This is a genomic window from Pseudoalteromonas sp. SWN166 (genome assembly GCF_015864485.1).
Lineage (GTDB): Bacteria > Pseudomonadota > Gammaproteobacteria > Enterobacterales > Alteromonadaceae > Pseudoalteromonas.
On the sequence record NZ_JADYXB010000003.1, the window covers coordinates 37,181 to 61,953 of the forward strand.

The window sequence follows — 24,773 nt, forward strand, 5'->3', positions numbered from 1 at the left end:
CTAATAAGGTTTCATTAAAGCATAAAAAAAGGGGCTAAACAGCCCCTTTTTTACTATCTAGCTAATATAACTAGATTAATAAGTTAGCAATTACGCGTCAGTTGGCGCGTCAGCTGCAGGTGCTGCTGATTCCATTGCTTCTTTAATACTTAGACGTACACGGCCTTGGCGATCTACTTCTAGTACTTTAACTTTAACTTCTTGACCTTCAGAAAGGTGATCTGCAACGTTGTTAACGCGCTCAGTACTAATTTGAGAAATATGTACTAGACCATCTTTACCAGGAAGAATGTTTACAAACGCACCAAAATCTACGATACGTACAACTTTACCTTCGTAGATGGTACCTACTTCAAGCTCAGCTGTTAATTGCTCAATACGGCTAATTGCATTAGCTGCACTTTCGCCATCTGTAGCGGCAATCTTAATTGTACCGTCATCACCGATTTCAATCGTTGTACCTGTTTCTTCAGTAAGCTGACGAATAGTTGCGCCACCTTTACCGATAACTTCAGCGATTTTCTTCTGTGGGATCTTCATTGTGTAGATACGAGGAGCAAACATTGATAGCTCTTCAGAAGGAGCTGAAATCGCTTCGTCCATCACTTCTAAGATATGTAAACGTGCAGCTTTTGCTTGTTTAAGCGCAATTTGCATGATTTCTTGAGTGATACCTTCGATTTTGATATCCATTTGAAGTGCAGTAATACCAGCAGCAGTACCCGCAACTTTAAAGTCCATGTCACCTAAGTGATCTTCATCACCTAAGATGTCAGAAAGAACAACGAATTTATCGTCTTCTTTAACTAGACCCATCGCGATACCCGCAACAGACGCTTTAATTGGAACGCCAGCATTCATAAGTGCAAGTGAAGTACCACACACAGAAGCCATTGAAGATGAACCGTTTGATTCAGTAATTTCAGATACTACACGGATTGAATATGGGAATTCAGTCAGTGTTGGCATTACAGCAGCAATACCACGTTTAGCAAGGTTACCATGGCCGATTTCACGACGCTTAGGAGAACCAACAAAACCAGTTTCACCTACACAGAATGGAGGGAAGTTGTAGTTAAGCATAAAGTGGTTTTTATGAGTACCCGTTAAATCGTCGATTAACTGTGAATCACGTTCTGTACCAAGTGTAGCTGTTACTAACGCTTGAGTTTCGCCACGAGTAAAGATAGCAGAACCGTGAGTACGCGGTAATACGCCAGTCATTACGTCTAGTGCACGAATCATATCTGGTTCACGACCATCGATACGTTTTTCGCCAGAAGCGATACGGCCACGAACGATTTTCTTCTCAAGTGAACCGAAGATTTTACCAATTTCTTGCTTATCTAAAGACTCGCCTTCAGCAAGTTCAGCTGTTAATACTGTAACAACTTCATCTTTAGCTACGCCAAGTGCTTCTTTACGCGCTACTTTATCAGTAATTAAGTAAGCTGCGCCTACTTTATCAGCAGCAATTGCTGCTACTTTATCTTCAAGTGCTACGTTTTTAGCTGGTGCAGTCCAATCCCAAGTAGGCTTGCCTGCTTCTGCTTTAAATTCTTCAATTGCAGTGATGATCGCTTGAGATTGCTCATGACCATATACAACAGCGCCAAGCATTACGTCTTCTGCAAGTACGTTAGCTTCTGATTCAACCATAAGTACAGCTTTATCAGTACCAGCTACCACTAAATCAAGTTGGCTTTCTTCAAGCTCTTTTAATGTAGGGTTAAGTACGTATTCGCCGTTGATGTAACCAACGCGAGATGCACCAATTGGACCACTGAACGGGATACCAGAGATAGCAAGTGCTGCTGAAGTACCGATCATCGCAACCATATCAGGTTGGATTTCAGGGTTAACAGAAACAACAGTAGCAATAACTTGTACTTCGTTTACAAAACCGCTTGGGAAAAGTGGACGAATTGGACGGTCAATAAGACGTGCAATAAGTGTTTCGCCATCGTTAGGACGACCTTCACGCTTTAAGAAACCACCTGGGATACGACCAGCAGCGTACATACGCTCTTGGTAGTTAACTGTTAGTGGGAAAAAGTCTTGGCCAGGTTGTGCTTCACGCTTACCAACAACAGTTACTAAAACTGAAGTGTCGCCAATGCTTGCAAGTACAGCGCCGTCAGCTTGACGAGCGATTGCACCAGTTTCTAGAGTCACTGTATGTTGACCTAGTTTGAATTCTTTAATAATTGCTTGCACTTAAAATATTCCTTAAATGTATTCTAATAAGTTGTCATCAAAGTACCAATTACAGTACATAATTGTATTCAGTTGGAAATCAATTAAGTACTACAATTGGCAATGATGTGAATAAGCATAGATAAACCTTTTTACCTACGCGCATAGTATATACCAAAGCTGCTTCAAAATGCGAGTCTAGGGTGTGTTGATCTTTGTGGATTGAAATTTGTTCAACCTAGCCACTAGATTTAAGCGGGGCTAATTAGCGGATAAATACAACAGCTACTGGTAGGCTATGAAATGGGGGTTATACCAATCTGCTTATGTATGGGGTCTATTTAACGTTAAGGAAATTACGCTAGAACTAGGCAAAAATTTTTGTATCTAGTTGTTCTAAATAAAAAATTTTTAACAACGTTGTAGTGCAATTTAATTCGTTAAATTGATCAAAGATTTATGCAGGTTGGTATTAAATTGCAATTCAATAGGTTTAAGAATTTTCTTAATTTAAAAACACAAATTTCAGGCACAAAAAAAGGAGCTAAAAAGCTCCTTTTTCTATAATCTAGTTCTTAGCGACGTAGGCCAAGTTCTTTGATTAACGCAGTATAACTAGTGATGTCTTTACCTTTAAGGTAATCAAGTAGTTTACGGCGAGTGCTTACTTTACGAAGCAGACCACGACGTGAGTGGAAGTCATGCTTGTGATCAGCAAAGTGACCTTGAAGCTTGTTGATATCATAAGTAAGTAATGCTACTTGTACTTCTGATGAACCTGTATCGCCTTCTGCACGTGCAAATTTAGCAATGATATCGATTTTTTCTTGATTGCTTAGTGACATAGTAACTCCAAAAATTAAATTTAAAAGGTGTCTTAGCCGATCACTAATTCAGCCAAAACGATTAAGCGGGCGTATTCTACCAACTGTGGGAATAACTACAAGTTAATTATCCCCATCTACAACTAATAAGCCACTACTAGGCACATTAGTTGCTTATTCAGGCTTTACGTAATCGTCTTGCTGACTAGCAAGACCGCGTTTAACCTTTAAATGACCGTTTGAGTTACGCTCACCAGTACCAATAAACACACCATCTGCAACTACTTTAATAGCCCCATCAGGTAAAGTGATTGGTAATTCTACAGCTTGCCCGTGACTAAAAATTCCCCCTTGTTCTTTTGTAATTTCAACAACGGGTAAATCAGTTAAAGCAGTATCAATTGGTAGCAATAGCGAGTCTAAATAAGTTGAAGGCGCGAGCTCTTCTTCTTTCGCTTTAGCAAGCAGCGCTTCAATCTCATCAAGCGAGACCATTTTATCTGCCGGATACTGACCAACAGCGGTTCTGTGAAGCATAATAACGTGTGCGCCACAGCCTAGGTTTTCGCCTAAATCATCAACGATTGTACGAATGTAGGTCCCTTTAGATACATGGGCCGTCATTTGTAATACGTTACTTTGTTCATCAAATTCATCAAACGATAAGCTAAACACGTTTATTTTTCTGCATTTACGAGGCACTTCAATACCTTCGCGCGCATATTTATATAACGGTCTACCTTGGTACTTAAGTGCCGAGTACATTGACGGATATTGATCAGACTCACCAACAAAAGCAGCAATTTCTTTTGTTAGCTGTTCGCGCGTTACGTTCACTTCTTTAGTGCTAACAATTTCGCCATCAGAATCTGATGTTGTTGTACGTTCACCCAGCTGTGCTCGAACGATATAGGTTTTATCTGTATCGAGTAAAAACTGAGTAAACTTAGTCGCTTCACCAAAACAAATTGGTAGCATACCTGTAGCAAGTGGATCTAAAGCACCTGTATGCCCAGCTTTTTGCGCAAAATAAACACTCTTTGCTTGCTGTAATGCTTTATTTGATGAAATGCCTTCAGGTTTGTTTAACAACAAAATACCGTCAACTGCACGGCCTTTAGTGCGCTTTGCCATCTATATCAGTGCCTTCTTCGCTATCTGTATCGTCTACGTGCTCAGTACCTTCTTCGCTATCTAAAACATCAGCAGCATCAACACTTTCTACGTCTTCATCAACATGCTTTGCGTTATCTTCGCGGATAATAGAATCCACTAAGTTAGAAATACGCATACCTTCCATTAATGAGTTATCAACTACAAACTTTAACTCAGGCATTATACGTGCACGAATACGCTTACCAAGTAACGAGCGAATATAGCCCGTTGCTTCATTAAGTACTTTTGCGCTTTGCTTTGCTGCGTCTTCATCTTGTGTGTTAAACACCGTGATGAAAATTTTGGCATAAGATAAATCGCGCGATACTTCTACCGCTGACACTGTCACCATACCTAAGCGTGGATCTTTAATTTCGCGTTGCAAAATTACAGCTATTTCTTTCTGAATTTGCTGTGCAACACGATCAGTGCGAGAAAATTCTCTCATTATACTTGTCCTAAAATAATAACTTATTGAATTTTAATAATAAGTTAACTAAATAATGGATATGCAAATGGGGGCTAAGCCCCCATTTAAAATCTTAGCGTAGAGCGTGTAGAACGTTCGGGCGTTAACCTTAAGCGTTCAATACACCCTAGTAACAATTATAGAGTACGTTGTACTTCAACTGTTTCAAATACTTCGATTTGGTCACCAACACGTACGTCATTGTAGTTCTTAACGCCGATACCACATTCCATGCCGTTACGAACATCAGCAACATCGTCTTTAAAGCGACGAAGTGACTCAAGTTCACCTTCATAGATAACCACGTTTTCACGTAGTACACGGATTGGAGCGCTACGTTTAATAACACCTTCAGTAACCATACAACCAGCGATTGCGCCAATTTTTGGAGACTTGAATACGTCACGTACTTGAGCAAGACCAATGATTTCTTGTTTAAACTCTGGCGCTAGCATACCTGACATTGCTTGTTTAACTTCATCAATCAAGCTGTAGATTACGCTGTAGTAACGTAGGTCTAAGTTCTCAGTCTCGATAACTTTACGAGCTGAAGCATCCGCACGAACGTTAAAGCCAACTACAATTGCGTTAGACGCTGCAGCTAGTGTTGCATCAGTTTCGGTAATACCACCAACACCTGAACCAACAATCTTCACTTTTACTTCATCAGTAGAAAGTTTAGTTAGTGAATCAGAGATTGCTTCGATAGAACCTTGAACGTCAGCTTTAAGTACCACGTTAACTTCAGAAACATCGCCTTCAGTCATGTTAGTAAACATGTTTTCAAGCTTAGCTTTTTGCTGACGTGCTAGTTTAACATCGCGGAACTTACCTTGGCGGTATAAAGCAACTTCACGCGCTTTACGTTCATCTTTAACTACAGTCGCTTCGTCGCCCGCAGCTGGAATACCAGAAAGACCTAAAATCTCAACTGGAATAGATGGACCAGCAGACTTAATGTCTTTACCGTTTTCATCGCGCATTGCACGAACACGGCCGTACTCAAGACCACATAATACAATGTCACCTTGGTTAAGCGTACCAGATTGAACAAGTACTGATGCTACTGGACCACGGCCTTTATCAAGACGAGATTCAATAACAACACCAGCCGCCATACCTTCAGTCGGTGCAGAAAGCTCTAGAAGCTCAGATTGGTTCAATACTGCTTCAAGAAGGTCGTCAATACCTAAGCCAGTTTTAGCTGAGATATGAACGTACTGCGTATCGCCGCCCCATTCTTCTGGAATAACGTCTAGTACAGCAAGTTCGTTTTTAACGCGATCTGGATCTGCGCCTTCTTTATCCATTTTGTTTACAGCAATGATTAAAGGAACGCCAGCTGCACGTGCATGCTGTACCGCTTCTTTAGTTTGTGGCATAACGCCATCATCTGCTGCAACCACTAGGATTACGATATCAGTCGCTTTAGCACCACGAGCACGCATTGATGTAAATGCAGCATGTCCTGGAGTATCTAAGAACGTAATCATATTGCCGTTTACATCAACATGGTATGCACCAATATGCTGTGTAATACCACCGGCTTCGCCAGAAGCAACCTTCGCAGAACGAATGTAATCTAGCGTTGATGTTTTACCATGGTCAACGTGACCCATTACTGTTACTACTGGAGCACGAGGCTCTGACTTACCATCTTCATGGCGGTCATTAAGTACTGTTTGCTCTAATTCGTTTTCTTTAACAATGATAACTTTGTGACCCATTTCTTCTGCAACTAGTTGTGCAGCTTCTTGGTCAATCACTTGGTTAATAGTAACCATGTCACCCATTTTCATCATTGTTTTAACAACTTCAGCGCCTTTAACGGCCATGCGTGATGCAAGCTCGGCTACTGTAATTGTTTCGCTAATACGCACTTCATTTTTAACATCAACAGTTGGTTTTTGGAAACCATGTTGTAATGATGCTGGCGCTTTTAGCTTAGACTTGTTACGGCCTCTTGACGCTGCAAATTTATCTTTTGCTGGCGCTTTTTTCTTTTTCTTAGCACGGCGTGTACCTTGCTCATCACGAGCATCGGCAACATCTTCTGCTTCACGTGCATAAGTAGAAGTCGTAAGATGGTGATCCGCTGTTTCTTCGCGTTTCTTACGTTCTTCTTCTTCTTTCTTCCAGCGTGCTGAGTTCTCTTCAGCTAGCTTTCTTGCTTCTTCTGCTTGACGTTTCGCTTCTTCTTCAGCTTTCTTCAATGCGGCCTCTTCTGCTTCTTTTTGCAGACGCTCAGCTTCTATGCGATCTTTCTCAGACTTAGCACTTTGCTCTGGGGTCATCTGCTTTTGTTTCGCTTTACGCTCTGCATCAGCTTTGCGTTTAGCTTCTTCTTTGGCTTTACGGTCAGCGTCTTCTTTCGCTTTGCGTTCTGCCTCTTGTTTCGCTTTTAATTCTGCGGCTTCTTGGTCAGCTTTTTGCTGCTCTTCAAGGCGCACTTTTTCTTCAGCAGCTAAGCGAGCTTGCTCTTGCTCTTGTTCCATTGCGCTTTTCTTCACGTAAGTACGTGTTTTGCGAACTTCAACTTGAACATCTTTTGCTTTACCCGTAGAGCCAGTCACACTTAGCGTGCTTTTGCTCTTACGTTGTAAAGTCATGCGCGCAGGGCCATCTGAACCTGTACCGCCATGATGCTTACTTAAATGATCAAGTAACGTTGCTTTTTCAGCTTCTGTTACATTATCAGTTGCTTGCTTAGTGATACCTGCTTGTGAAAACTGCTGTAGCAATTTATCAACAGTCGTACCTATATCGCCGGCTAGTTTTTCAACATTTACTTCTGCCATAGTGTGTAATACCTCCGTTAATAAATTACTCGTCTGCAAACCAACAAATGTTTCGTGCAGCCATAATCAGTTCACCCGCTTTTTCAGATGAAACTTCTGTGATATCAACTAATTCGTCAATACCTTGTTCTGCCAAGTCTTCAAGTGTAACAACACCCTTGCTTGCCATCACAAATGCTAAGTGACGCTCTAAGCCTTCAAGCGCAAGTAAGTCTTCAGCTGGCTCTGCGCCATCTAAGCTTTCTTCCGTTTTAAGTGCTTTAGTTGTCAATGCATCTTTTGCGCGTGAACGCAGTAAATCTACAGTCTCTTCATCAAGACCATCAATTTCTAAAAATTCAGACGCTGGTACATACGCCACTTCTTCAAGTGTCGAGAAACCTTCGTTAATAAGTAATGATGCAAACTCATCATCAATTTCTAAATTTTCAGTGAATAAGTTAAGTAACTTATCAGATTCAGCTTCATTTTTAGTACGCATGTCTTCAACAGTCATTACGTTTAGTTCCCAGCCAGTTAACTGGCTTGCTAAACGAACGTTTTGACCATTACGACCAATTGCTTGCGCTAGGTTATCAGCTTCTACAGCGATATCCATTGAGTGAGTGTCTTCATCCATTACGATTGAAGCAACTTCTGCTGGCGCCATTGCGTTAATAACAAATTGTGCTGGGTTGTCATCGTAAAGTACGATATCAACACGCTCACCGCCAAGTTCTGACGATACAGCCTGAACTCGTGCGCCACGCATACCAACACATGCACCAATTGGGTCAATGCGTTTGTCGTTAGATTTAACAGCAATTTTAGCGCGTGAACCTGGATCACGTGCTGCGGCACGTAACTCAATCATCTCTTCGCCGATTTCTGGCACCTCAATGCGGAATAATTCCATTAGCATTTCAGGTTTAGAGCGCGTTACAAATAATTGTGCACCGCGTGCTTCAGGCTTAACTTCATATAAAAGACCACGAATACGGTCACCCGGGCGGAAGTTTTCACGTGGTAACATGTCATCACGGTAAATTACTGCTTCTGCGTTATTGCCTAAATCAAGAACAATAGAGTCACGCGTTGCTTTTTTAACTACACCTGTTACTAACTCGCCTACTTGATCTTTGTATGCATCAACAACTAAAGCACGCTCAGCTTCACGTACTTTTTGTACGATAACTTGCTTAGCCATTTGTGTTGTAATACGGTCAAATTTGATTGAGTCGATTTGTTCTTCAACATAATCACCCATTTGCAAATCAGGTTCTTCAACCTGTGCTGCTTCTAGAGTGATTTCGCTGTATGGATTCTCTAAAGAACCATCTTCTAATACAGCGGCAATCTGCCAACGACGGAACGTATCGTAATCACCGGTTTTACGGTCAATTGCTACACGTACTTCAATTTCGCCATCGTGTTTTTTCTTTGTCGCTGTCGCTAGAGCGAACTCTAGAGCTTCAAAAATCTTTTCTTTTGGAACCGCTTTCTCATTGGAAACGGCTTCAGCAACCAATAATATCTCTTTTGCCATGGGTAATGCCTCGCTTGCCCTATTCCTTCGCACTCGAATTTAAAACTTCGCGATTAAATTCGCACGTTCGATGTTACTAAGCATGATCAGATGCTCTTCACCATCGCTAGATAGTGTGATCATATCGTTGCTAACTGCTACTAAGTCGCCTTTAAAATTACGACGACCATCCTGTGGAAGTTTAGTACGCACGCGTACTTCCTCTCCTTGCGCCTGCTCGTAGTGATCTTGTTTGAATAATAGACGATCAACACCAGGAGACGACACTTCCAAATCATATTCATTTGTAATTGGGTCTTCGACGTCTAAAATCGCACTAATTTGGCGACTTGCATCCGCACAGTTATCAACTGAGATCCCATCCTCATGAGCAATATATACTCTTAAGGTAGAATGGCGACCCGCTTGCACAAATTCAAGACCATGCAACTCAAAGCCTAACATTTCTACCGCAGGCGTTAACATGGTTACTAAATCTTGTTCAAGTTTTGTCACGAAAATCCTCCATACAAACAAAAAAAGGGCTTATAGCCCTAAAATACTAAGTTTAAATTTTAATTTGATGACAATTGCCACAAATCGTAAGGTGCAGATACAACAACGCCCCGAACCAAGCGGGGCGTCACACCAATAAAGCATAAAACTGTGTGGCCTAGGGCCAAGCTTGGTTGCGAGTCAGTAAACTGACCTAATTAAACTACATAGCCTAAAACGCAAAACGCGCATTACTTAGAATGCGCGATATAAATTAGTAAGGTAATACTTACTAGTAGAATTGGTTGCGGGAGCCGGATTTGAACCGACGACCTTCGGGTTATGAGCCCGACGAGCTACCAGACTGCTCCATCCCGCGCCAATAGATATCAAACCTTAAATTTAATATCGCTGTTAGCTGTTTTACAACATACTAAACAATGGCCGCTATTATAAGGACGTGTGGGGTAATTAGCAACTATAATACGCAATTAGTTTATAAAATTTCCAATTCGTCAAGATGCTAATTTAATGTATATGTAAGTAACATAAGTAATCAGTCAACTTTATAAAATACCCATATTTAAGTCATAAAATATAATAACTTATTGCATCGGACGAAAATCAAACAAGCCGAACCTGAATAACTTTAATATGCTTAAAATATGTTTCAGATGCTTACTGTTTACTAGAAAATAAATTGATATAACTAAAACCCATACTTTAACACTAAATAAACGTGCAGAATTTCAACTGCCCGCTATAATCAATTTTATCCTACTTGATAATAATAGTTATTATTCACTGCAGCGAGATAGAAATGAAGCAACAACAATCAGCATTGTTAAATAACTTAACAATTATTAAGCCAAATTTTCATGCGTTTACGGCTCGATTTCATAGCAAATTGGCTGAATCTAGTATTGAGATGAATTATCCAACGGCCTTGCAGTTTAACGAAAAGAGTTTCACTCTCTTTTGTGTGTTAGAGCGAATTGTTAAGCATTTAGATAAACCAGCATCGGTAGCTCCTTTTTTAGCACATCATTTAATGTACCTAAAAAAAAGCAGTGTTTCACAAAGTGACATTGTACTTTTATCTGACGCGTTTTACGAAACCCTTAAGGAACATCTTGGTAGGCACTTTACTCCTGAGAGCCAGCTCGCTTGGAAAAAAGCCCTTAGATATTTTGAAAGTTTTGCCAGTAGTACTCTATTTGATGTGTCTAATGTCATTTCGTTACAGCAAAGAATGCAACAAAAGCAAAGTAATAAAATTTAAATATACAATTTTTAGGGGTGGCGACTTAACTTACTTAACTTCCCCCTAAATTAAACTCATTTGAACACCATGGTCTAACACGCCTTTATTGCCTTGATAATCGGTTAAGCCTTTTTGCTCTATTCACCCGTAGTTAAATAGTAAAACGATCCTTTAATTAAATATATCCGTATAAAAAAATTTGGCTTTACTATGACTCATCACAAAACACTCAGACTAATACTAGGCGATCAGCTAAATCCATCTCATTCATGGTACAAGCAAAAAGACGACGATACGCTTTATCTCATTGCAGAGCTAAAACAAGAAACTGACTACGTCAAACATCACGTTCAAAAACTGTGTGCATTTTTTAATGCCATGGAAAACTTTGCTATCGCATTAAAAACGGCAGGTTTTAATGTTTTGCATTTAACACTTGATGATACCGTTGATGACAAAAACCTAATTGAATTACTTAAGCGAATCGCCAATAAATACCAGTGCGATACTATTGAATACCAATACCCTGATGAGTTTAGGCTTAAATCTCAATTAGCTCAGTTTGAAAGTGAAAGTTCGTTTAATGTGATTGCCACAGACACAGAACATTTTTTATTACCGTTCACCGATATAAAAACGCGCTTTACAAAAAACAAGCATGTAACAATGGAACACTTTTATCGTGCTATGCGTAAACAATTTCATATATTAATTGATGACGAAAAGCCAACAGGTGGCAAATGGAATTTTGATAGTAACAATCGTAATAAGTTTTCTAAAACCGACTTAGCAAATATCCCAAAACCAAAACTATTAAATAATGATGTAAGTAGTATTATTACCCGCTTAGATAGGCATAATGTAGCTTACTTGGGTGAGCTAGATGGGCAAATATTACAATGGTCAACAACGCGTAAACAGGCAATTGAAGTACTCGAATACTTTTGTGAACACTTACTTAGTCGCTTTGGTCACTTTCAAGATGCGATGACAGATCAAAGTAAAAATAATACCAGCCTGTACCATAGCCGATTATCGTTTGCCTTAAATGCCAAAATACTCCACCCGTTATATGTAATTAAACGTGTAATAAAAGAATACGAACAAAGACCTGATGAAATTTCACTCTCGCAAGTAGAAGGATTTACTAGACAAATACTAGGCTGGAGAGAGTATGTTCGTGCTATTTACTGGGTAAATATGCCCGACTACGCAACTAAAAACCAACTACAAGCTAAAAATAAATTACCATCTTATTTTTGGAACAGTTCTACTAAAATGAATTGCCTTAGCCACTCGCTTAAGCAAAGCCTTGAAACTGCTTATGCTCATCATATTCAGCGATTAATGGTTATTGGTAATTTTTGTATGCTCACGGGAATCAATCCTGATGAAGTGGATGAATGGTATTTAGGTGTTTACATAGATGCTATTGAATGGGTAGAAATGCCCAACACCCGTGGTATGAGTCAGTTTGCCGATGATGGAATAATTGCAACAAAGCCTTATGCAGCAAGTGGTAACTACATTAATAAAATGAGCGATTACTGCAAAAGCTGTCAGTACGATGTTAAACAAAAAGTAGGTGATAAAGCTTGCCCGCTCAATAGCTTATATTGGCATTTTATGGATAGACACAGAGATAAGCTAGAAAAGAACCCACGCATTGGTATGGTTTATAGAAACTGGGATAAACAAGATAAAGCACTTCAAGAACAAACGCTGCAACAAGCAACCTACTACCTTGATAATTTAGAAGCTCTTTAAACAAAAAACCGCCTCATGTGAGGCGGTTAAATAATCAGGGGAAACTAATGTTAAATAGGTTTACTTACCTTCTAGTAAGTTACCACTACCAATTTCTATTTTTCGTGGTTTAAGTGCTTCTGGAATTTCACGCTGTAACTCTATGCTTAGCAAGCCGTTAGCTAAATCTGCACCAAGTACTTTTACATGATCTCCAAGCTGGAATTTTCGTTCAAAGTTACGCTCTGCTATACCTTGATGAATAAACTTACGTTCGTTATTTTCATCTTTGTTAGCCTTAATACCTGCAACTTTTAATGTGTTGTTTTCTGACTCAATGGTCAATTCACTATCGCTAAAACCTGCTACGGCCATAGTGATTCTGTATTTGTCTTTATCGAGTGCTTCTATATTATAAGGAGGAAAACTCGGCTGCTTGTCTGTATTAGCTGCCGCATCCATAAGTGATGCTAAATGTTCGAAGCCGATAAATGAACGATAAAGTGGTGATAAGTCTACTGTACGCATAATAATACCCTCATATTTAAGCGATATTTTGCATGTGCTTTTCCATTGAACAAGCTCAAGCAAAGTTTAATTAATAATATAAATTTCAATTGTTTAAGTTTAATTTAGGACCCATCAGGCGTCCTACTTAACTATATATGGACGGTAAAATTGTTTTCAAGAGATTAATTTAAAAAAATTAAAAATAAATAAAAAAGGCACTGAAAAGTGCCTTGTTTGAAACCATGTAAAACGAATGTTATTTAATAAATGTGCCTCGGATCGGATAGTCGTTTTCTCTTGAAAACTTAATCCCACCTAGCAGTTGCTCTAAATCAGGACGAACAAACGGGCTGTTTGATATATCGACCATTTGAAGCTGATTTTTTTCATTAAGTACAAAAATCCCTGGCTCAGCAAATGGATGGTCAGTTTCTGCATCACTGCGAGGCTCGCTAATATGTAGCCCTAAATCTGTCATTTGTTCGATTGTTAAACCATAGTAAATTGGGAAGTTAATATCTATTTTTTCAAGATGTTTATTAAGCTGCTCATGGCTATCACCACTTACTGCAACCACTTCAACACCAGCATCTTTAAAGTCTTTATGAACTTTAGCAAGCTCGTTGAGTTGCGCAGTACACTTAGGGCAGTGCTGGCCTCGATAAACAACAATCATTTTCCACGCAGAGTCACTTATTCTGTCGACTAAATCTATCTTTTTCTCATCAACATCACTCACTACTAGTGATGGCATAATATCCGCAGGTTTTAAACTAGTGTTACTCATTGCGATCTCCTTTTACTGTTTCAGATTAAAAATTAATTTGCTCTTACCCATAGAGCTTAGGGTAACTTTCATTAATTCAACCTGAAAAATGTAATTAAAAATCTATTACAACTTTAAGACCATCCTTTTATTTTTCTATAAATGGTGGATGCACTTACCCCTAAATAAGCAGCAGCAAGAGGAATGTTGTCTTCACAGCTTTTAATTGCATTTTCAATAGCCCTTTTTTCAACTTGCCACAAAGGTTCTATATCGTGAACAGACATAGGAGATAATTGGACACTCTGCTCGTTTGTATTGTGAATTGACTTAGTTGAGCTTGAATGCTTTACAGCGCCTAATCCAAATGAATTTGGTAGCATGTCCTTTTCAATTATATCGCCATCATTAATAACGACTGTGTTTTCAATTACATTTTGTAGTTCGCGAATATTTCCTGGCCAATCGTAATTACAAAAAAGCGCCTTAACTTCATCAGAAAAGCCAATAAAGTGCTTTGCATTACTATCGCTTTTTTGTTTTAAAATATACTCAGCGAGCAGTAATATATCGTTTCCGCGCTCTCTTAATGGAGGTAATTTTACGGGAATAACATTTAAACGATAATATAAATCTTCTCTAAAGCGCCCTTCAGCAACCTCTATTATTGGGTTTCTGTTTGTTGCACAGACTAAGCGAACATCGCTGTGTAATACTTCACTACTGCCAACTTTGCTAAATATGCCTGTTTGTAAAAAGCGTAACAATTTAGCTTGTAAGTTAAGTTCCATTTCACATAATTCGTCTAAAAATAACGTGCCGCCGTTGGCCACTTCAACTGCGCCCTTTCGATCGCTTAACGCACCACTAAACGCACCTTTAACATGACCAAAAAATTCTGATTCAAATAACTCAGCAGGAATTGCTGCACAGTTTATAGCAATAAAAGGTCCTTTATTTCGCGGGCTTGCATCATGGAGGGTCTGCGCACACACTTCTTTACCAGTACCACTTTCACCTGTAATAAATACACATGCTTTACTTCTAGCGGCACTATCAAGCAATCTAAAAACGGTTTTCATTGCGAGAGATTCACCAACAAAATCTTGGCTTTTATCTCTGTTTTTAACCAATGGCTGTACTTTAACTTGCTCTTTTGGTGTTAACGCACTTTCTACTGAGCTAATGAGTCGCTGACTTGTGAAGGGTTTTTCTAAAAAATCAAAGCCTCCTAAACGCATTGCTTCTACTGCTATATCAATAGAACTATTAGAGGTGATCATTACTACATTAGCAGGATTTTTTTGTTTATTTACAAATTGTAAAACCTCCAGCCCACTTATATCTGGCAAGCAAACATCTTGTACTATTACCGCCGGCATTTTTTCTTTAATACCGACCAAGGCAGAATAACCATCAGTAAAATGCTTACATTCAAAACCTGCCTGTTCAAGCTGACTTGCATACAAAGCACCACTGGCGATGCTATCTTCAACAATATAAACAAGACCTTTATCCATTACATCTGACACGGCTTTCTCCTAAATAGCGATACTATTACTCATTATTTGATATGCATCTCGGGTTTTATCCAAGTTGTGCTTAATAACAAGCGCTGCGTGCAAGTTTTCTTCTGTGGTTGATGGTGGTGAATCATGTAATTGTGTTGCTAATGCAGCTAAAGGAGACGCTCCATATAAAGCGGCTGAGTTTTTTAGAACATGCATTACTTCTTTAATTTTTATAATATTTTCACTGCTAATTGCCGTATCTAATTGGTTAGCCATAGTGACTAATTCGTCAATAAATAAGTTAATTAATCGAGCTAACACGGTTGTCCCAACATCCTTTTCGAGTTGAGTTAATACATTTAGCTCGGTAATACTTTTATCGACAAACTGCTCTGATATAGGCATAAACCACCTTTGTGTAAGTTAAAGCTTCGTACATTAATAAAATGTAGGAATTGTAGTTTAAGAGTAATTTGTTTTTTGCATTTTGCAAATCAAAATGAATATAAACAATTACAGAGCCCAAGTATCAATACTTTTTGATAATGTTTGCGGCCTATCAAGCAAGTAGCCCTGAGCAATATCGCAACCAAGTTGTTCTAATATTTGTAACTGCTCGTTCTCTTCAATACCTTCAGCTACCGTTTGTAAACCCAACCGCTGAGCCATGGCAATAATTGCACTACATAGCGTAAAGTCTTCATTATTAGTTGAAATACCACTTACAAAACTACGATCAATTTTTAAACCATCAATATTAAACTGACGAAGTAAACCTAAAGATGCATACCCAGTACCAAAATCATCTATCCACACTTTTACGCCTTCTTTATGGAAGTTTTCAAATGCCTTAGCTATTTTATCAGGACTATGAATGAGTGCAGTTTCCGTTAGTTCTACTTTAATAGCCTCTGGCGGTATTTGGTACTTTTCGAGTAAAGACATTACTTTTGAAAACACATCGCCATCTAAAATTTGTACCGGTGAAATATTTAATGAAACAGCAATATCTGTCATACCAAACTGTCGCATATGTTTTAAATCAGACAAACACTGTTCAAAAATCCAGTCACCTAACTCTAAAATCATTCCCGATTGCTCTACATGAGGTATAAATTCATCAGGACCTACAATACCAAAGTTTGGTGATTGACACCTTACTAGCGACTCAAAGCCGACCAACTTTCCTGTCCCTAGTGATACAAGCGGTTGATAAACCATTTTAAAATAATTATTTTGCATCGCATCAGACATGATTCTCTCTAACTCATGCCATCTTGCGAGATTGACTGGACTTTCCGATTCTAGATATTTAAATGCATTCATGGTTTGCTCCGATTTTCACCCTTAGTGACTTATACATTTAAGAGCAAGTTATAGACCATTTAAAAAGCTAAAGAATAAAAATAAAAACCATTAAATTCAGTATGTTAAATTTATTTTTTTGAAATTTTAAATTGTTTCATTTTATTTGCATTTTGCAATTCAGTTTGCAATGCACCTAAATTAATAAGTGAGCGTTTACTAAACCTAAAAAGCTTAGAAATCAGCAAACAATTATTGGCAAAAAGTTAGAGTTAGTAATTAAAGGTGAGCATAAAGGGGAGGTTTTATAAAACTGATTAGATTACCCATGACCTAAGTTGGAAGGCGTTCAGATAATTTTAAAGCTAGTTTTAAAAAGTTAATAATTGTGGTAGAAAACAAAAAAACGCAGGCAACAATAAATAGTTACCTGCGCAAAAGTCTCTAGTTTGAAAGGGTGTCGTTATTTTCGTTTTTAAGGGCTGTTACATGTTGTGCATAGTTAGTATTTTGCGAGTCAAACGTGTTACTCATTGACTGTGCATTTTCAACATCAGCTTGTGTAAAAGTAATCGGCTGAATATTTGTTAACGGCTCTACAGAATCGCTACCGCGTAAAACTGTAATGCCTATTACTAAAGTAGCTACAAGCAAAATAGACAAAACCATGATTTCAGGTGTAAGCACCCAATTATTACTTTTAGGCTGTTGTTTGGCTTTTGTATTTGTTTGCATATTGCACCCCTTAAAATTTAACTAAATTCGTCTTGATTTGGTATTTAATATATTGCGAAAGCCGTGCCAACTAGGCAAAAACAAACGGAAAATAAAATAGACAATAAAATCAGAACATTAAAACAAATTGAAAATTAAATTTAGAATAAAAAAGCAATACGTAACATTATATTTTTATTTTGAATTGCAATTTGCGAATCAAATTGAAAAACCATAATAAAAACACTCATTAAATACTAAAAAATAAATTTAACTTACTCCTAAAATACTAGGTCAATTTCTCCGTTTATCAAGTTTTATGCAACATAAATCTACTTTTATATTGCTTAACTCAACATTTCCCACGCTTGCGCTAAACGAGTGAGCTTTAAATACTTAGATTCAATAGCCAGTTTTGGTGCATATTTATCAAGTAATAAATAAAGTGTTTCACTTACAATTGGCTTAGCTAAATAATCATTCATCCCCGCTTCTATAAATCGCTCTTTATCACCATGAATCGCATTTGCTGTGAGTGCTATTATTGGGGTTACTATACCTAGCTGCCTAATTGCTTTGGTCGCAGAGATCCCGTCGAGTATTGGCATTTGGATATCCATAAAAATAATATCAATTTTATTGTTTTTAGCCTTGCCTATTGCCTCTTGCCCATCACTAGCTATATGTACCTGGCATCCTTTTTGTTCTAAAAACTGCCTAATTACAATTTGATTATTTGTATTATCTTCAGCAACCAATATGGTGGTTCCGTTCAACTGAGTTAACCCTGAGGGGCTTTCTAAAACCTCTTTTTGTTCACGATTGGTAAATATAATATCCAAATGAAACAGCTGCTCTTCCAGCAAACTAATTGCTCGCGGTACATGCGATACTTTAAAAGGGCCATTTAACCTAAGCTCTCTGTCGTTAAGATTTTGCGGTAATAAGCTTTCTCCATGTAAGTCTATAATGAATAAACACGGTGAATTAAGGGAGTTATATGTACTTATACGCACGCGCGTTTGGACTAACATTTGAGGGTCAGTTAATATAATCGCATCTGGAAAATCATTATATTCTGGTATATCTGGACATATTTCATAGTGCTCAAAAGCGATAGAAAATCGAGTTACCGTGTGCTCTAACGCTGTTTTTAGAATTTGGTTACTTCCTACTATCCATACTTTTGGTTTTTTACTTCGAGCTGCAAATCCCTCTCTTAAAATTGAGTCAGTTGTGTCTATTTGTAGTGGGTAGTTAACTACAAACTCACTCCCTTTGTTAAGCTCAGAACTAACCGAAATATCTCCACCTACTACATCACAAATCTGCTTACATATAGCTAGCCCTAAGCCACTACCACCGTGTTTTCGGGTAATTGAATTATCGGATTGGATGAAAGGCATAAACATGCTTTCGATCTTATTTTTTGCTATTCCCATTCCTGTGTCTTTCACAGATAAATGAAGATTTAAATTATTACCTTTATTGTGAGTACATCTAACCGTAACCGTTATTACGCCCTGCTGCGTAAACTTAATTGCATTGGCTAATAAATTAATAGCTATTTGCCTTATACGCGCATGATCGCCAATTACTTGAGTGGGAACATCTGGATATAAATCAAAAATAACCTCAAGCCCTTTCTGTAAAGCACTTTGAGTAATAATATCTATTGCTTCTTCAATACACGTATCAATACTAAATGGTTGATTATCGAGCGTTATAGCTTGTGCTTCAAAACGCGAATATGTTAATACGTCGTCAAGCACACTCAGCAACGCATCCGAACTCGTTTTAATCATTTGTGTGTAGCGCATTTGCTCAGACGTTAAACCTGTATGATGTAAAATATCTGCAGATCCAATCACAGCATTTAATGGCGTGCGAATTTCATGGCTAATATTTGCCATAAATCGACTTTTTGACTCAGCTAGTGTTTCAGCCTGATGTTTAGCTTCAAGTAATGTTTGTTCACTTTCTATACGCTCTTGTATATCAACCAGTGTTGCTGCAATTGACAATAAATCACTTTCGTAGCGACCAACAATGGGAGTTAGTGTAATTTCAACCCAGTTATTTATACCTTCGGCATTAATTAAACGTATATCGAAGCGACGTATGTCGCGCTTACCTTGTTTATAATCAAGCAGCGTATTGCTGACTTTCTCTACATCTTCTTTTGCTATAAATTTAATTATAGGTAATCCGAGGCTCTCATCTACTTTAGTATGTAATACATGCTGCCACGCTTGATTTATAAATAATAAATTACCGAGTGTATCCAGGCGTAAAACAATATCGGGAATATTATCAACTACAGAATGGTAATTATATTCTATCTCAGCCATTGCTTGCTCAGCTTTAACTCGCTGAGTAATATTAGTTTCTATGGCAATAAAGTGCATCACCTGCCCTGCATCATCTCGCACTGGGCTTGCATCAATAGCAACCCAATAAACATTACCATTTTTATCGTAATTTATAGTTTCTACTTGAAAAGGAAGCCCATTTTTTATTGCATGAGACATAACCTTACAACTTTCTTTACATGTTTTCGGGCCCTGTAATAACTCACCTGGTGTAGTACCTATAACTTCATCACAGGTGTAACCTGTAAGTACTTCAAAACTATTATTAACCCACTCAATCACACCAAATTTATCTGTAATAATAACTAAGTTGTTTGTATGACTCGCAACAAGGGATAAACGTTTAGCATATTTTTGCTGCTGCGTTAGCAAAAATTGAGAGTCTTTATGACGCTGAATATCATAGAGTGATCCTATAAAACCGCTTTTATCATCATAAACTAATCTCAGCTCAAACCAATTTACGAGCCCACTACTATTTTTTATTTGTATTTCTACACTTGGAGCCTGCTTTCCTTCAAGCAAACAACAACTGTATGCAACAAAATGCATAATATCATCGCAATTCATTAACTTAGTTATATTAGAACCGATTAACGAATCGTTTGAGTAACCTAGTTTTTTCTCCCAAGCCTCATTAATATAAGTAAGGTTTAAATGTTTATCGCATTCAAAAATACACTCATCTAAAATAGCTAACAACTTTGCCTGACGTCGATTACTATTGGAGAGTTTTTCAACAAGTGCATATTGGATTTGCACTTGTAGTTCATCATTATTATTCATGCTCTCTCCAATGCTTTATAAAAGTATTGCTATCACAAACTCGCGCATAAAGAGGGAAAACCTCTTCACAGTAAAATGTTTGTTCAAAAGGAGTGCGGCTCGAGGTGCAGTCGCTTAAAATAGTGACATTAAAACCAAACTCAACAGCCGTTCGCGCAGTTGAATCAATACAGATAGAAGTCACTGTACCTGCTAAAATTATATTAGTGACGCTATGTTTTTTAAGCTTTTCAGCTAAGGCTGTATGTGTAAAAGCATTTAAACCTCTTTTTCCTGGCACCACCTCTATAACATTACTAAAAGGGTCTAGCTGCTCAATTGTTTGAGCACCGTATGAACCTGCTTTAAATGCACCTACATCTGCAATGACTTTTAATATACCAATCGGATTTTTAAGCTCGCTGTAGCTTTGCGTAAAATGAATAGGCGTATTAACAACTAAAGCAAACTGCTCTGCAAAAGAGGTTAATAAGGAGAGTGTATTTTCTACCACGCCGGTAATTCTTGATGACTCTTCAACCACCTCATACAGGACGCCTTTTGGAGAAAAGTAATCGTTTTGAAAACCAATCAGAATAAGCGCAGTTTTAGAGAAATCAGGCATCGTTATTCCTTATTAATCAATTTAAGACGCTAACTGCCAAGGTTTAATAAATTTTTCGAGTACTGCTTTTGTCACTGGCTTTTGTAAATAGTGAGTAATACCTTTTTCGAATAACTCTGCTATTTGTTCATCGCCGGTTAGCCCCGTTAAAATAACTTTTGGTGTGTTGTTATTAGGTGTGTTTTGACTCACTAATTGCTGCGCTACGTCACTGCCAAACATTCCTGGCATGCGCTCATCTAAGAGTAGTAAGTCAAATGATTCATTTTGGGCGAGCGTTAATGCACTCGCTCCATTTTCTGCACATGTTACTAAGCAACCCAACATTTCAAGCATTACTTTTGTAGCAATTTGACTCGGTAAACTGTCATCCGCAACCAATACAGATAAACGTGTTTGCGTATTAAATGCAGCCAAAATAGTAATTAAGTCAGTATCAAAAAACGGCCAGCCTAATATTTTTTTAGAGAGTTTATGATTCTGGCTAAGCTCACTAATGTCGTTAATAGTGCACAGCTTTATGTGTGTATTTAAGCTGTCACTATTTAATCTATCAGTTAGCGCGTCACCACTAAGATGACGTAAATCTTCTAGCTGCACCGATTCCCTAAAATTACTATTAAACAATTTAAAATTTAAACCAAAGCGGTCATGAGTATTAGCCGACATTTTTAAGCAGCTTTTAAGTAACGCCTCACAATCAGTTAAAACGTCTACATTTTGACTAATATCAAGCGCTAAACTAACAGATTCTTTTGTTGCTAAAAGTCCGTGAAAATCAAGTGTGTTTACTTGCTCAGAATCATCAATTTGGCAATGAAAACTAACTCCTTGGATATTTGCTTCGAGCGTGAGTAAAAAACTCTCTTTTACAGAAGCCAACGCCGGGATAAGAAACTCTTCGCATTGCGCGATCATTTGTTCAGGCGGAATTTGCAAACAGACGTAATTACAATGCAACTTATTAATTAAGGTAATAGAAAAAGTTCGATTTTGGGTTTCACAATATTTACCTATTACTCCTTGGATAATTTCTAAAACGTGACTATTAATATTCATAAAGTACTCTCGTTAACCCAATGTATAGCTCTACATCATCAAGTTATGTGCCATAAATTAATTTTTGTAAACACACTTGCATTCATAGACTTAAGTATTAGGGTAATAACTTTTTAGTTTGCTATTCGCATTTTGCAAATCATATTGCTATGCATAATATGGTTTATAGTTTTATTAGAATGCTGCAATCGATTTTTTTCGCTTTAAATTATTTTTCAATCATTTAAACTGATATTAATCAAATTGAGGAGAAAGCTATGTTAACTGTAATTTTTGGCCGTGAAGGCTGTCCATTTTGTGTTCGTGCGAAAGACGTTGCTGAGCAACTATCAAATGAACGTGATGACTTTAAATTTCGCTATATTGACATAATTAAAGAAGGTATTAGTAAAGCCGACCTTGAAAAGTCAGCGGGTAAGCCTTGCCCTACAGTCCCACAAATTTTTGTAGACCAAACACACATCGGTGGGTTTACAGAATTTGAAGCTTACGCAAAAGAAAACCTAGGCCTGTATAAATAAGCTTTGTATTAAATATGTTAACCAGTTTAATAAACCTTAAATTGAACTGGTTGAATTTCGACCAACATCAAATACATACAAATTAGTTTCAATTTATACAAGCATTTGCCTCGCGAATCCTATATAATGCGCGCCTCTTTAAATTCGTTGAGGCGTATTAATGTCAGAACCAGTCACGTTTGAATCTCTAAATCTTTCTCCTGCAATTTTGAAGGCAGTTGAAGAGTTGGGTTACAAGACACCATCTGAAATCCAAGCTCAATGTATACCGTTATTGCTAGAAAGAAAGGACGTACTGGGACTAGCTCAAACGGGTACAGGTAAAACCGCAGCATTTGCACTGCCATTACTAAATAATATTGACCCGTCTGTGAAACAGCCACAGATCCTTGTACTCACACCAACACGTGAGCTTGCGATCCAAGTTGCTGAGGCATTCGAACAATATGCTAAACATGTTCGTGGTATTGAAGTATTGGCACTATATGGTGGCCAAAGCTACAGTATCCAATTAAGCGCACTTCGTCGTGGCGCTCAGGTTATTGTTGCAACTCCAGGTCGTTTAATCGATCACATTAACCGTGGCACTATCAAGTTTGATGCTCTACAAGCACTTGTACTTGATGAAGCCGATGAAATGTTACGTATGGGCTTTATCGATGATGTAGAAAGCATCATGGAAAAAACACCGCGCGAAAAGCAAACATGTCTTTTCTCTGCGACTATGCCTAAGCAGATTCAAAACATCAGCAGCAAATATATGAACAATNGATTCAAAACATCAGCAGCAAATATATGAACAATCCTGAACAGGTTCATATTTCTGCGCGTAACTCTACAGTATCATCTGTTGAGCAAGTGTTTTGGAATGCAAGCGTACATAAAAATAAAGCAATTGTTCGCTTCTTAGAAGCTGAACAGTATGAAGGTGCTATTGTTTTCGTACGTACGCGTAACGATACAGTACAACTTGCTGAGTTATTAGAGCGCGAAGGTTTCTCTGCTGCTCCACTTAACGGTGACATGAACCAGCAAGCACGTGAACGCACTGTAGAACGCTTAAAAAGCGGCATGCTAAATGTTGTTATTGCAACAGACGTTGCTGCTCGTGGTCTAGATGTTGACCGCTTAAGCTTAGTTATCAACTACGATATCCCACAAGATTCTGAAGCCTACGTTCACCGTATCGGCCGTACAGGTCGTGCTGGTCGTACTGGTAAAGCAATTTTATTCGTAAAACATAACGAACGTTATTTACTTAAAAATATCATTCGTCATACGAAGTCTGAAATTGCACAAGTTGAATTACCAACTGCAAAAATCGTTGAAGAAAAACGTATCGAAGCGTTACAAGCAAAATTAACTATTGCGCTTGAAAACAAAGATATTACATTCTTTAACGAGATAGCTACTAACATGGCTGAAAAACTTGAACTTCCTCTTGAAAGCTTAGCGGGTGCGTTACTGTGTTTAGCACAGCAACAGTCTCCAATTAAAGTTGAAGAAGTTAAGATTCAACCTCGTGAACGTAACGAGCGTAACGACCGCAACCCACGTGACCGCAACGATCGCGGTGACCGTGGACGTCGTAACGAACGTGGCGGCGAACGTGGTGGTGAACGCGCTGAGCGTAAACCTCGCGAGCGTAACAGCCGTGATGCAGGCCCTATGGATACTTACCGTATCGAAGTAGGTCGTGAACACGGTGTTCAGGTTAAGAACATTGTTGGCGCTATTGCTAACGAAGCTGACATCTCAAGCAAGTTTATTGGTGATATTCGTTTACACGACAATCACAGTACGGTTCAATTACCGCAAAACATGCCTAAAGATGTACTTGATCATTTCCAAAAAGTGTTTATTTGTAAACGTCCTATGGGCTTAACAATTACCACTGATCAAGGTCCTGCTGAACCACGCGGCGAACGCTCTGAGCGTCCGGCTGGTGACAAAAAGCGCACTTTTAGTAAAGATAAAGACGATAGCCAACGCGGTGATAAGCGTACTGGCCCTCGTAAAGAACGTCGCCCAGTAAGCTTTACAACGCCGAAATAAGCAACGACTCTTTAATAAAAACCTTGCCACGTAAGTGAGCAAGGTTTTTTTGTATCTAAAATTTATTTTAATAATAAAAAATATTTGTAAGGGCACAAAAAAACACGATAGTGATAAAC

19 protein-coding genes, 1 tRNA gene and 1 pseudogene are annotated in these 24,773 nt (G+C 38.3%); 4 read left to right on the forward strand and 17 right to left on the reverse strand.

Annotated features, from left to right (window positions below; all coding sequences use genetic code 11):
• Positions 1–90: 90 nt before the first annotated feature.
• The 8 genes from pnp to I6F49_RS02565 form a co-directional block, all read right to left on the reverse strand.
• Positions 91–2,217 carry a polyribonucleotide nucleotidyltransferase gene (gene pnp, locus I6F49_RS02530; protein WP_121954717.1) on the reverse strand — a complete coding sequence of 709 codons (2,127 nt, stop codon included), beginning with the start codon at positions 2,215–2,217 and terminating at the stop codon, positions 91–93.
• Between the two features lie 554 nt (positions 2,218–2,771).
• On the reverse strand, positions 2,772–3,041 hold the full coding sequence (gene rpsO / locus I6F49_RS02535; RefSeq protein WP_002958490.1) for a 30S ribosomal protein S15: 270 nt from the start codon (positions 3,039–3,041) through the stop codon (positions 2,772–2,774).
• 153 nt (positions 3,042–3,194) lie between these two features.
• Complete coding sequence (truB, locus tag I6F49_RS02540) at positions 3,195–4,154, reverse strand: tRNA pseudouridine(55) synthase TruB (protein WP_197178206.1); 960 nt, start codon at positions 4,152–4,154, stop codon at positions 3,195–3,197.
• Positions 4,138–4,623: a 30S ribosome-binding factor RbfA gene (gene rbfA, locus I6F49_RS02545; RefSeq protein WP_197178207.1), complete on the reverse strand. Its 486-nt coding sequence runs from the start codon at positions 4,621–4,623 to the stop codon at positions 4,138–4,140. Before rbfA ends, truB begins: the two co-directional genes overlap by 17 nt.
• Positions 4,624–4,781: 158 nt before the next feature.
• On the reverse strand, positions 4,782–7,442 hold the full coding sequence (infB, locus tag I6F49_RS02550) for a translation initiation factor IF-2 (protein ID WP_197178208.1): 2,661 nt from the start codon (positions 7,440–7,442) through the stop codon (positions 4,782–4,784).
• 25 nt (positions 7,443–7,467) lie between these two features.
• Positions 7,468–8,967, reverse strand: coding sequence for a transcription termination factor NusA (gene nusA / locus I6F49_RS02555; RefSeq protein ID WP_166419166.1), 1,500 nt, complete (start codon positions 8,965–8,967; stop codon positions 7,468–7,470).
• A gap of 39 nt (positions 8,968–9,006) precedes the next feature.
• A complete protein-coding gene (rimP, locus tag I6F49_RS02560) occupies positions 9,007–9,462 on the reverse strand; it encodes a ribosome maturation factor RimP (protein WP_149594524.1) in 456 nt (151 codons plus the stop codon).
• A 281-nt stretch (positions 9,463–9,743) separates the two neighbouring features.
• Positions 9,744–9,820, reverse strand: a tRNA-Met gene (locus I6F49_RS02565).
• A 441-nt stretch (positions 9,821–10,261) separates the two neighbouring features.
• On the opposite strand from I6F49_RS02565, the gene I6F49_RS02570 reads away from it, so the two are divergent.
• Together I6F49_RS02570 and I6F49_RS02575 are read left to right on the forward strand one after the other, a co-directional pair.
• Positions 10,262–10,723, forward strand: a complete 462-nt coding sequence (locus tag I6F49_RS02570; RefSeq protein ID WP_197178209.1) for a globin domain-containing protein — start codon at positions 10,262–10,264, stop codon at positions 10,721–10,723.
• 192 nt (positions 10,724–10,915) lie between these two features.
• Complete coding sequence (locus tag I6F49_RS02575; protein ID WP_197178210.1) at positions 10,916–12,472, forward strand: cryptochrome/photolyase family protein; 1,557 nt, start codon at positions 10,916–10,918, stop codon at positions 12,470–12,472.
• Between the two features lie 60 nt (positions 12,473–12,532).
• Here the strand turns inward: I6F49_RS02575 and I6F49_RS02580 are convergent, their stop codons facing one another.
• The 9 genes from I6F49_RS02580 to I6F49_RS02620 form a co-directional block, all read right to left on the reverse strand.
• Positions 12,533–12,979, reverse strand: a complete 447-nt coding sequence (locus I6F49_RS02580; RefSeq protein WP_197178211.1) for an Hsp20 family protein — start codon at positions 12,977–12,979, stop codon at positions 12,533–12,535.
• A 238-nt stretch (positions 12,980–13,217) separates the two neighbouring features.
• On the reverse strand, positions 13,218–13,748 hold the full coding sequence (locus tag I6F49_RS02585; protein ID WP_197178212.1) for a redoxin domain-containing protein: 531 nt from the start codon (positions 13,746–13,748) through the stop codon (positions 13,218–13,220).
• 113 nt (positions 13,749–13,861) lie between these two features.
• Positions 13,862–15,259, reverse strand: coding sequence for a sigma-54-dependent transcriptional regulator (locus I6F49_RS02590; RefSeq protein WP_197178213.1), 1,398 nt, complete (start codon positions 15,257–15,259; stop codon positions 13,862–13,864).
• Positions 15,260–15,268: 9 nt separating this feature from the next.
• Positions 15,269–15,643: an Hpt domain-containing protein gene (locus tag I6F49_RS02595; RefSeq protein WP_197178214.1), complete on the reverse strand. Its 375-nt coding sequence runs from the start codon at positions 15,641–15,643 to the stop codon at positions 15,269–15,271.
• Between the two features lie 108 nt (positions 15,644–15,751).
• Positions 15,752–16,492: a putative bifunctional diguanylate cyclase/phosphodiesterase gene (locus I6F49_RS02600; RefSeq protein WP_197178215.1), complete on the reverse strand. Its 741-nt coding sequence runs from the start codon at positions 16,490–16,492 to the stop codon at positions 15,752–15,754.
• A gap of 495 nt (positions 16,493–16,987) precedes the next feature.
• Positions 16,988–17,278 (reverse strand): hypothetical protein, encoded by a 291-nt coding sequence (locus I6F49_RS02605; RefSeq protein WP_197178216.1) that lies wholly within the window; start codon positions 17,276–17,278, stop codon positions 16,988–16,990.
• Between the two features lie 326 nt (positions 17,279–17,604).
• Entirely contained in the window at positions 17,605–20,415 is a 2,811-nt protein-coding gene (locus tag I6F49_RS02610; RefSeq protein ID WP_197178217.1) for a PAS domain S-box protein, read from the reverse strand.
• Positions 20,408–21,019: an isochorismatase family cysteine hydrolase gene (locus I6F49_RS02615; protein WP_197178218.1), complete on the reverse strand. Its 612-nt coding sequence runs from the start codon at positions 21,017–21,019 to the stop codon at positions 20,408–20,410. The genes I6F49_RS02610 and I6F49_RS02615 overlap by 8 nt, the downstream gene beginning before the upstream one ends.
• Before the next feature lie 21 nt (positions 21,020–21,040).
• Complete coding sequence (locus tag I6F49_RS02620) at positions 21,041–22,078, reverse strand: response regulator (protein ID WP_197178219.1); 1,038 nt, start codon at positions 22,076–22,078, stop codon at positions 21,041–21,043.
• 257 nt (positions 22,079–22,335) lie between these two features.
• Between I6F49_RS02620 and I6F49_RS02625 the strand changes: the two genes are divergently transcribed.
• Together I6F49_RS02625 and I6F49_RS02630 are read left to right on the forward strand one after the other, a co-directional pair.
• A complete protein-coding gene (locus tag I6F49_RS02625; protein WP_004587283.1) occupies positions 22,336–22,599 on the forward strand; it encodes a GrxA family glutaredoxin in 264 nt (87 codons plus the stop codon).
• 160 nt (positions 22,600–22,759) lie between these two features.
• Positions 22,760–24,654 (forward strand): annotated as a pseudogene (locus I6F49_RS02630) (DEAD/DEAH box helicase).
• Positions 24,655–24,773 lie beyond the last annotated feature (119 nt).

Coding starts and splice junctions, on each gene's coding strand:
- rpsO (WP_002958490.1), bottom strand. CDS start 3,041: ATGTCACTAAGCAATCAAGAAAAAATCGATATCATTGCTAAATTTGCA.
- truB (WP_197178206.1), bottom strand. CDS start 4,154: ATGGCAAAGCGCACTAAAGGCCGTGCAGTTGACGGTATTTTGTTGTTA.
- rbfA (WP_197178207.1), bottom strand. CDS start 4,623: ATGAGAGAATTTTCTCGCACTGATCGTGTTGCACAGCAAATTCAGAAA.
- infB (WP_197178208.1), bottom strand. CDS start 7,442: ATGGCAGAAGTAAATGTTGAAAAACTAGCCGGCGATATAGGTACGACT.
- nusA (WP_166419166.1), bottom strand. CDS start 8,967: ATGGCAAAAGAGATATTATTGGTTGCTGAAGCCGTTTCCAATGAGAAA.
- I6F49_RS02570 (WP_197178209.1), top strand. CDS start 10,262: ATGAAGCAACAACAATCAGCATTGTTAAATAACTTAACAATTATTAAG.
- I6F49_RS02575 (WP_197178210.1), top strand. CDS start 10,916: ATGACTCATCACAAAACACTCAGACTAATACTAGGCGATCAGCTAAAT.
- I6F49_RS02580 (WP_197178211.1), bottom strand. CDS start 12,979: ATGCGTACAGTAGACTTATCACCACTTTATCGTTCATTTATCGGCTTC.
- I6F49_RS02585 (WP_197178212.1), bottom strand. CDS start 13,748: ATGAGTAACACTAGTTTAAAACCTGCGGATATTATGCCATCACTAGTA.
- I6F49_RS02595 (WP_197178214.1), bottom strand. CDS start 15,643: ATGCCTATATCAGAGCAGTTTGTCGATAAAAGTATTACCGAGCTAAAT.
- I6F49_RS02600 (WP_197178215.1), bottom strand. CDS start 16,492: ATGTCTGATGCGATGCAAAATAATTATTTTAAAATGGTTTATCAACCG.
- I6F49_RS02605 (WP_197178216.1), bottom strand. CDS start 17,278: ATGCAAACAAATACAAAAGCCAAACAACAGCCTAAAAGTAATAATTGG.
- I6F49_RS02610 (WP_197178217.1), bottom strand. CDS start 20,415: ATGAATAATAATGATGAACTACAAGTGCAAATCCAATATGCACTTGTT.
- I6F49_RS02615 (WP_197178218.1), bottom strand. CDS start 21,019: ATGCCTGATTTCTCTAAAACTGCGCTTATTCTGATTGGTTTTCAAAAC.
- I6F49_RS02620 (WP_197178219.1), bottom strand. CDS start 22,078: ATGAATATTAATAGTCACGTTTTAGAAATTATCCAAGGAGTAATAGGT.
- I6F49_RS02625 (WP_004587283.1), top strand. CDS start 22,336: ATGTTAACTGTAATTTTTGGCCGTGAAGGCTGTCCATTTTGTGTTCGT.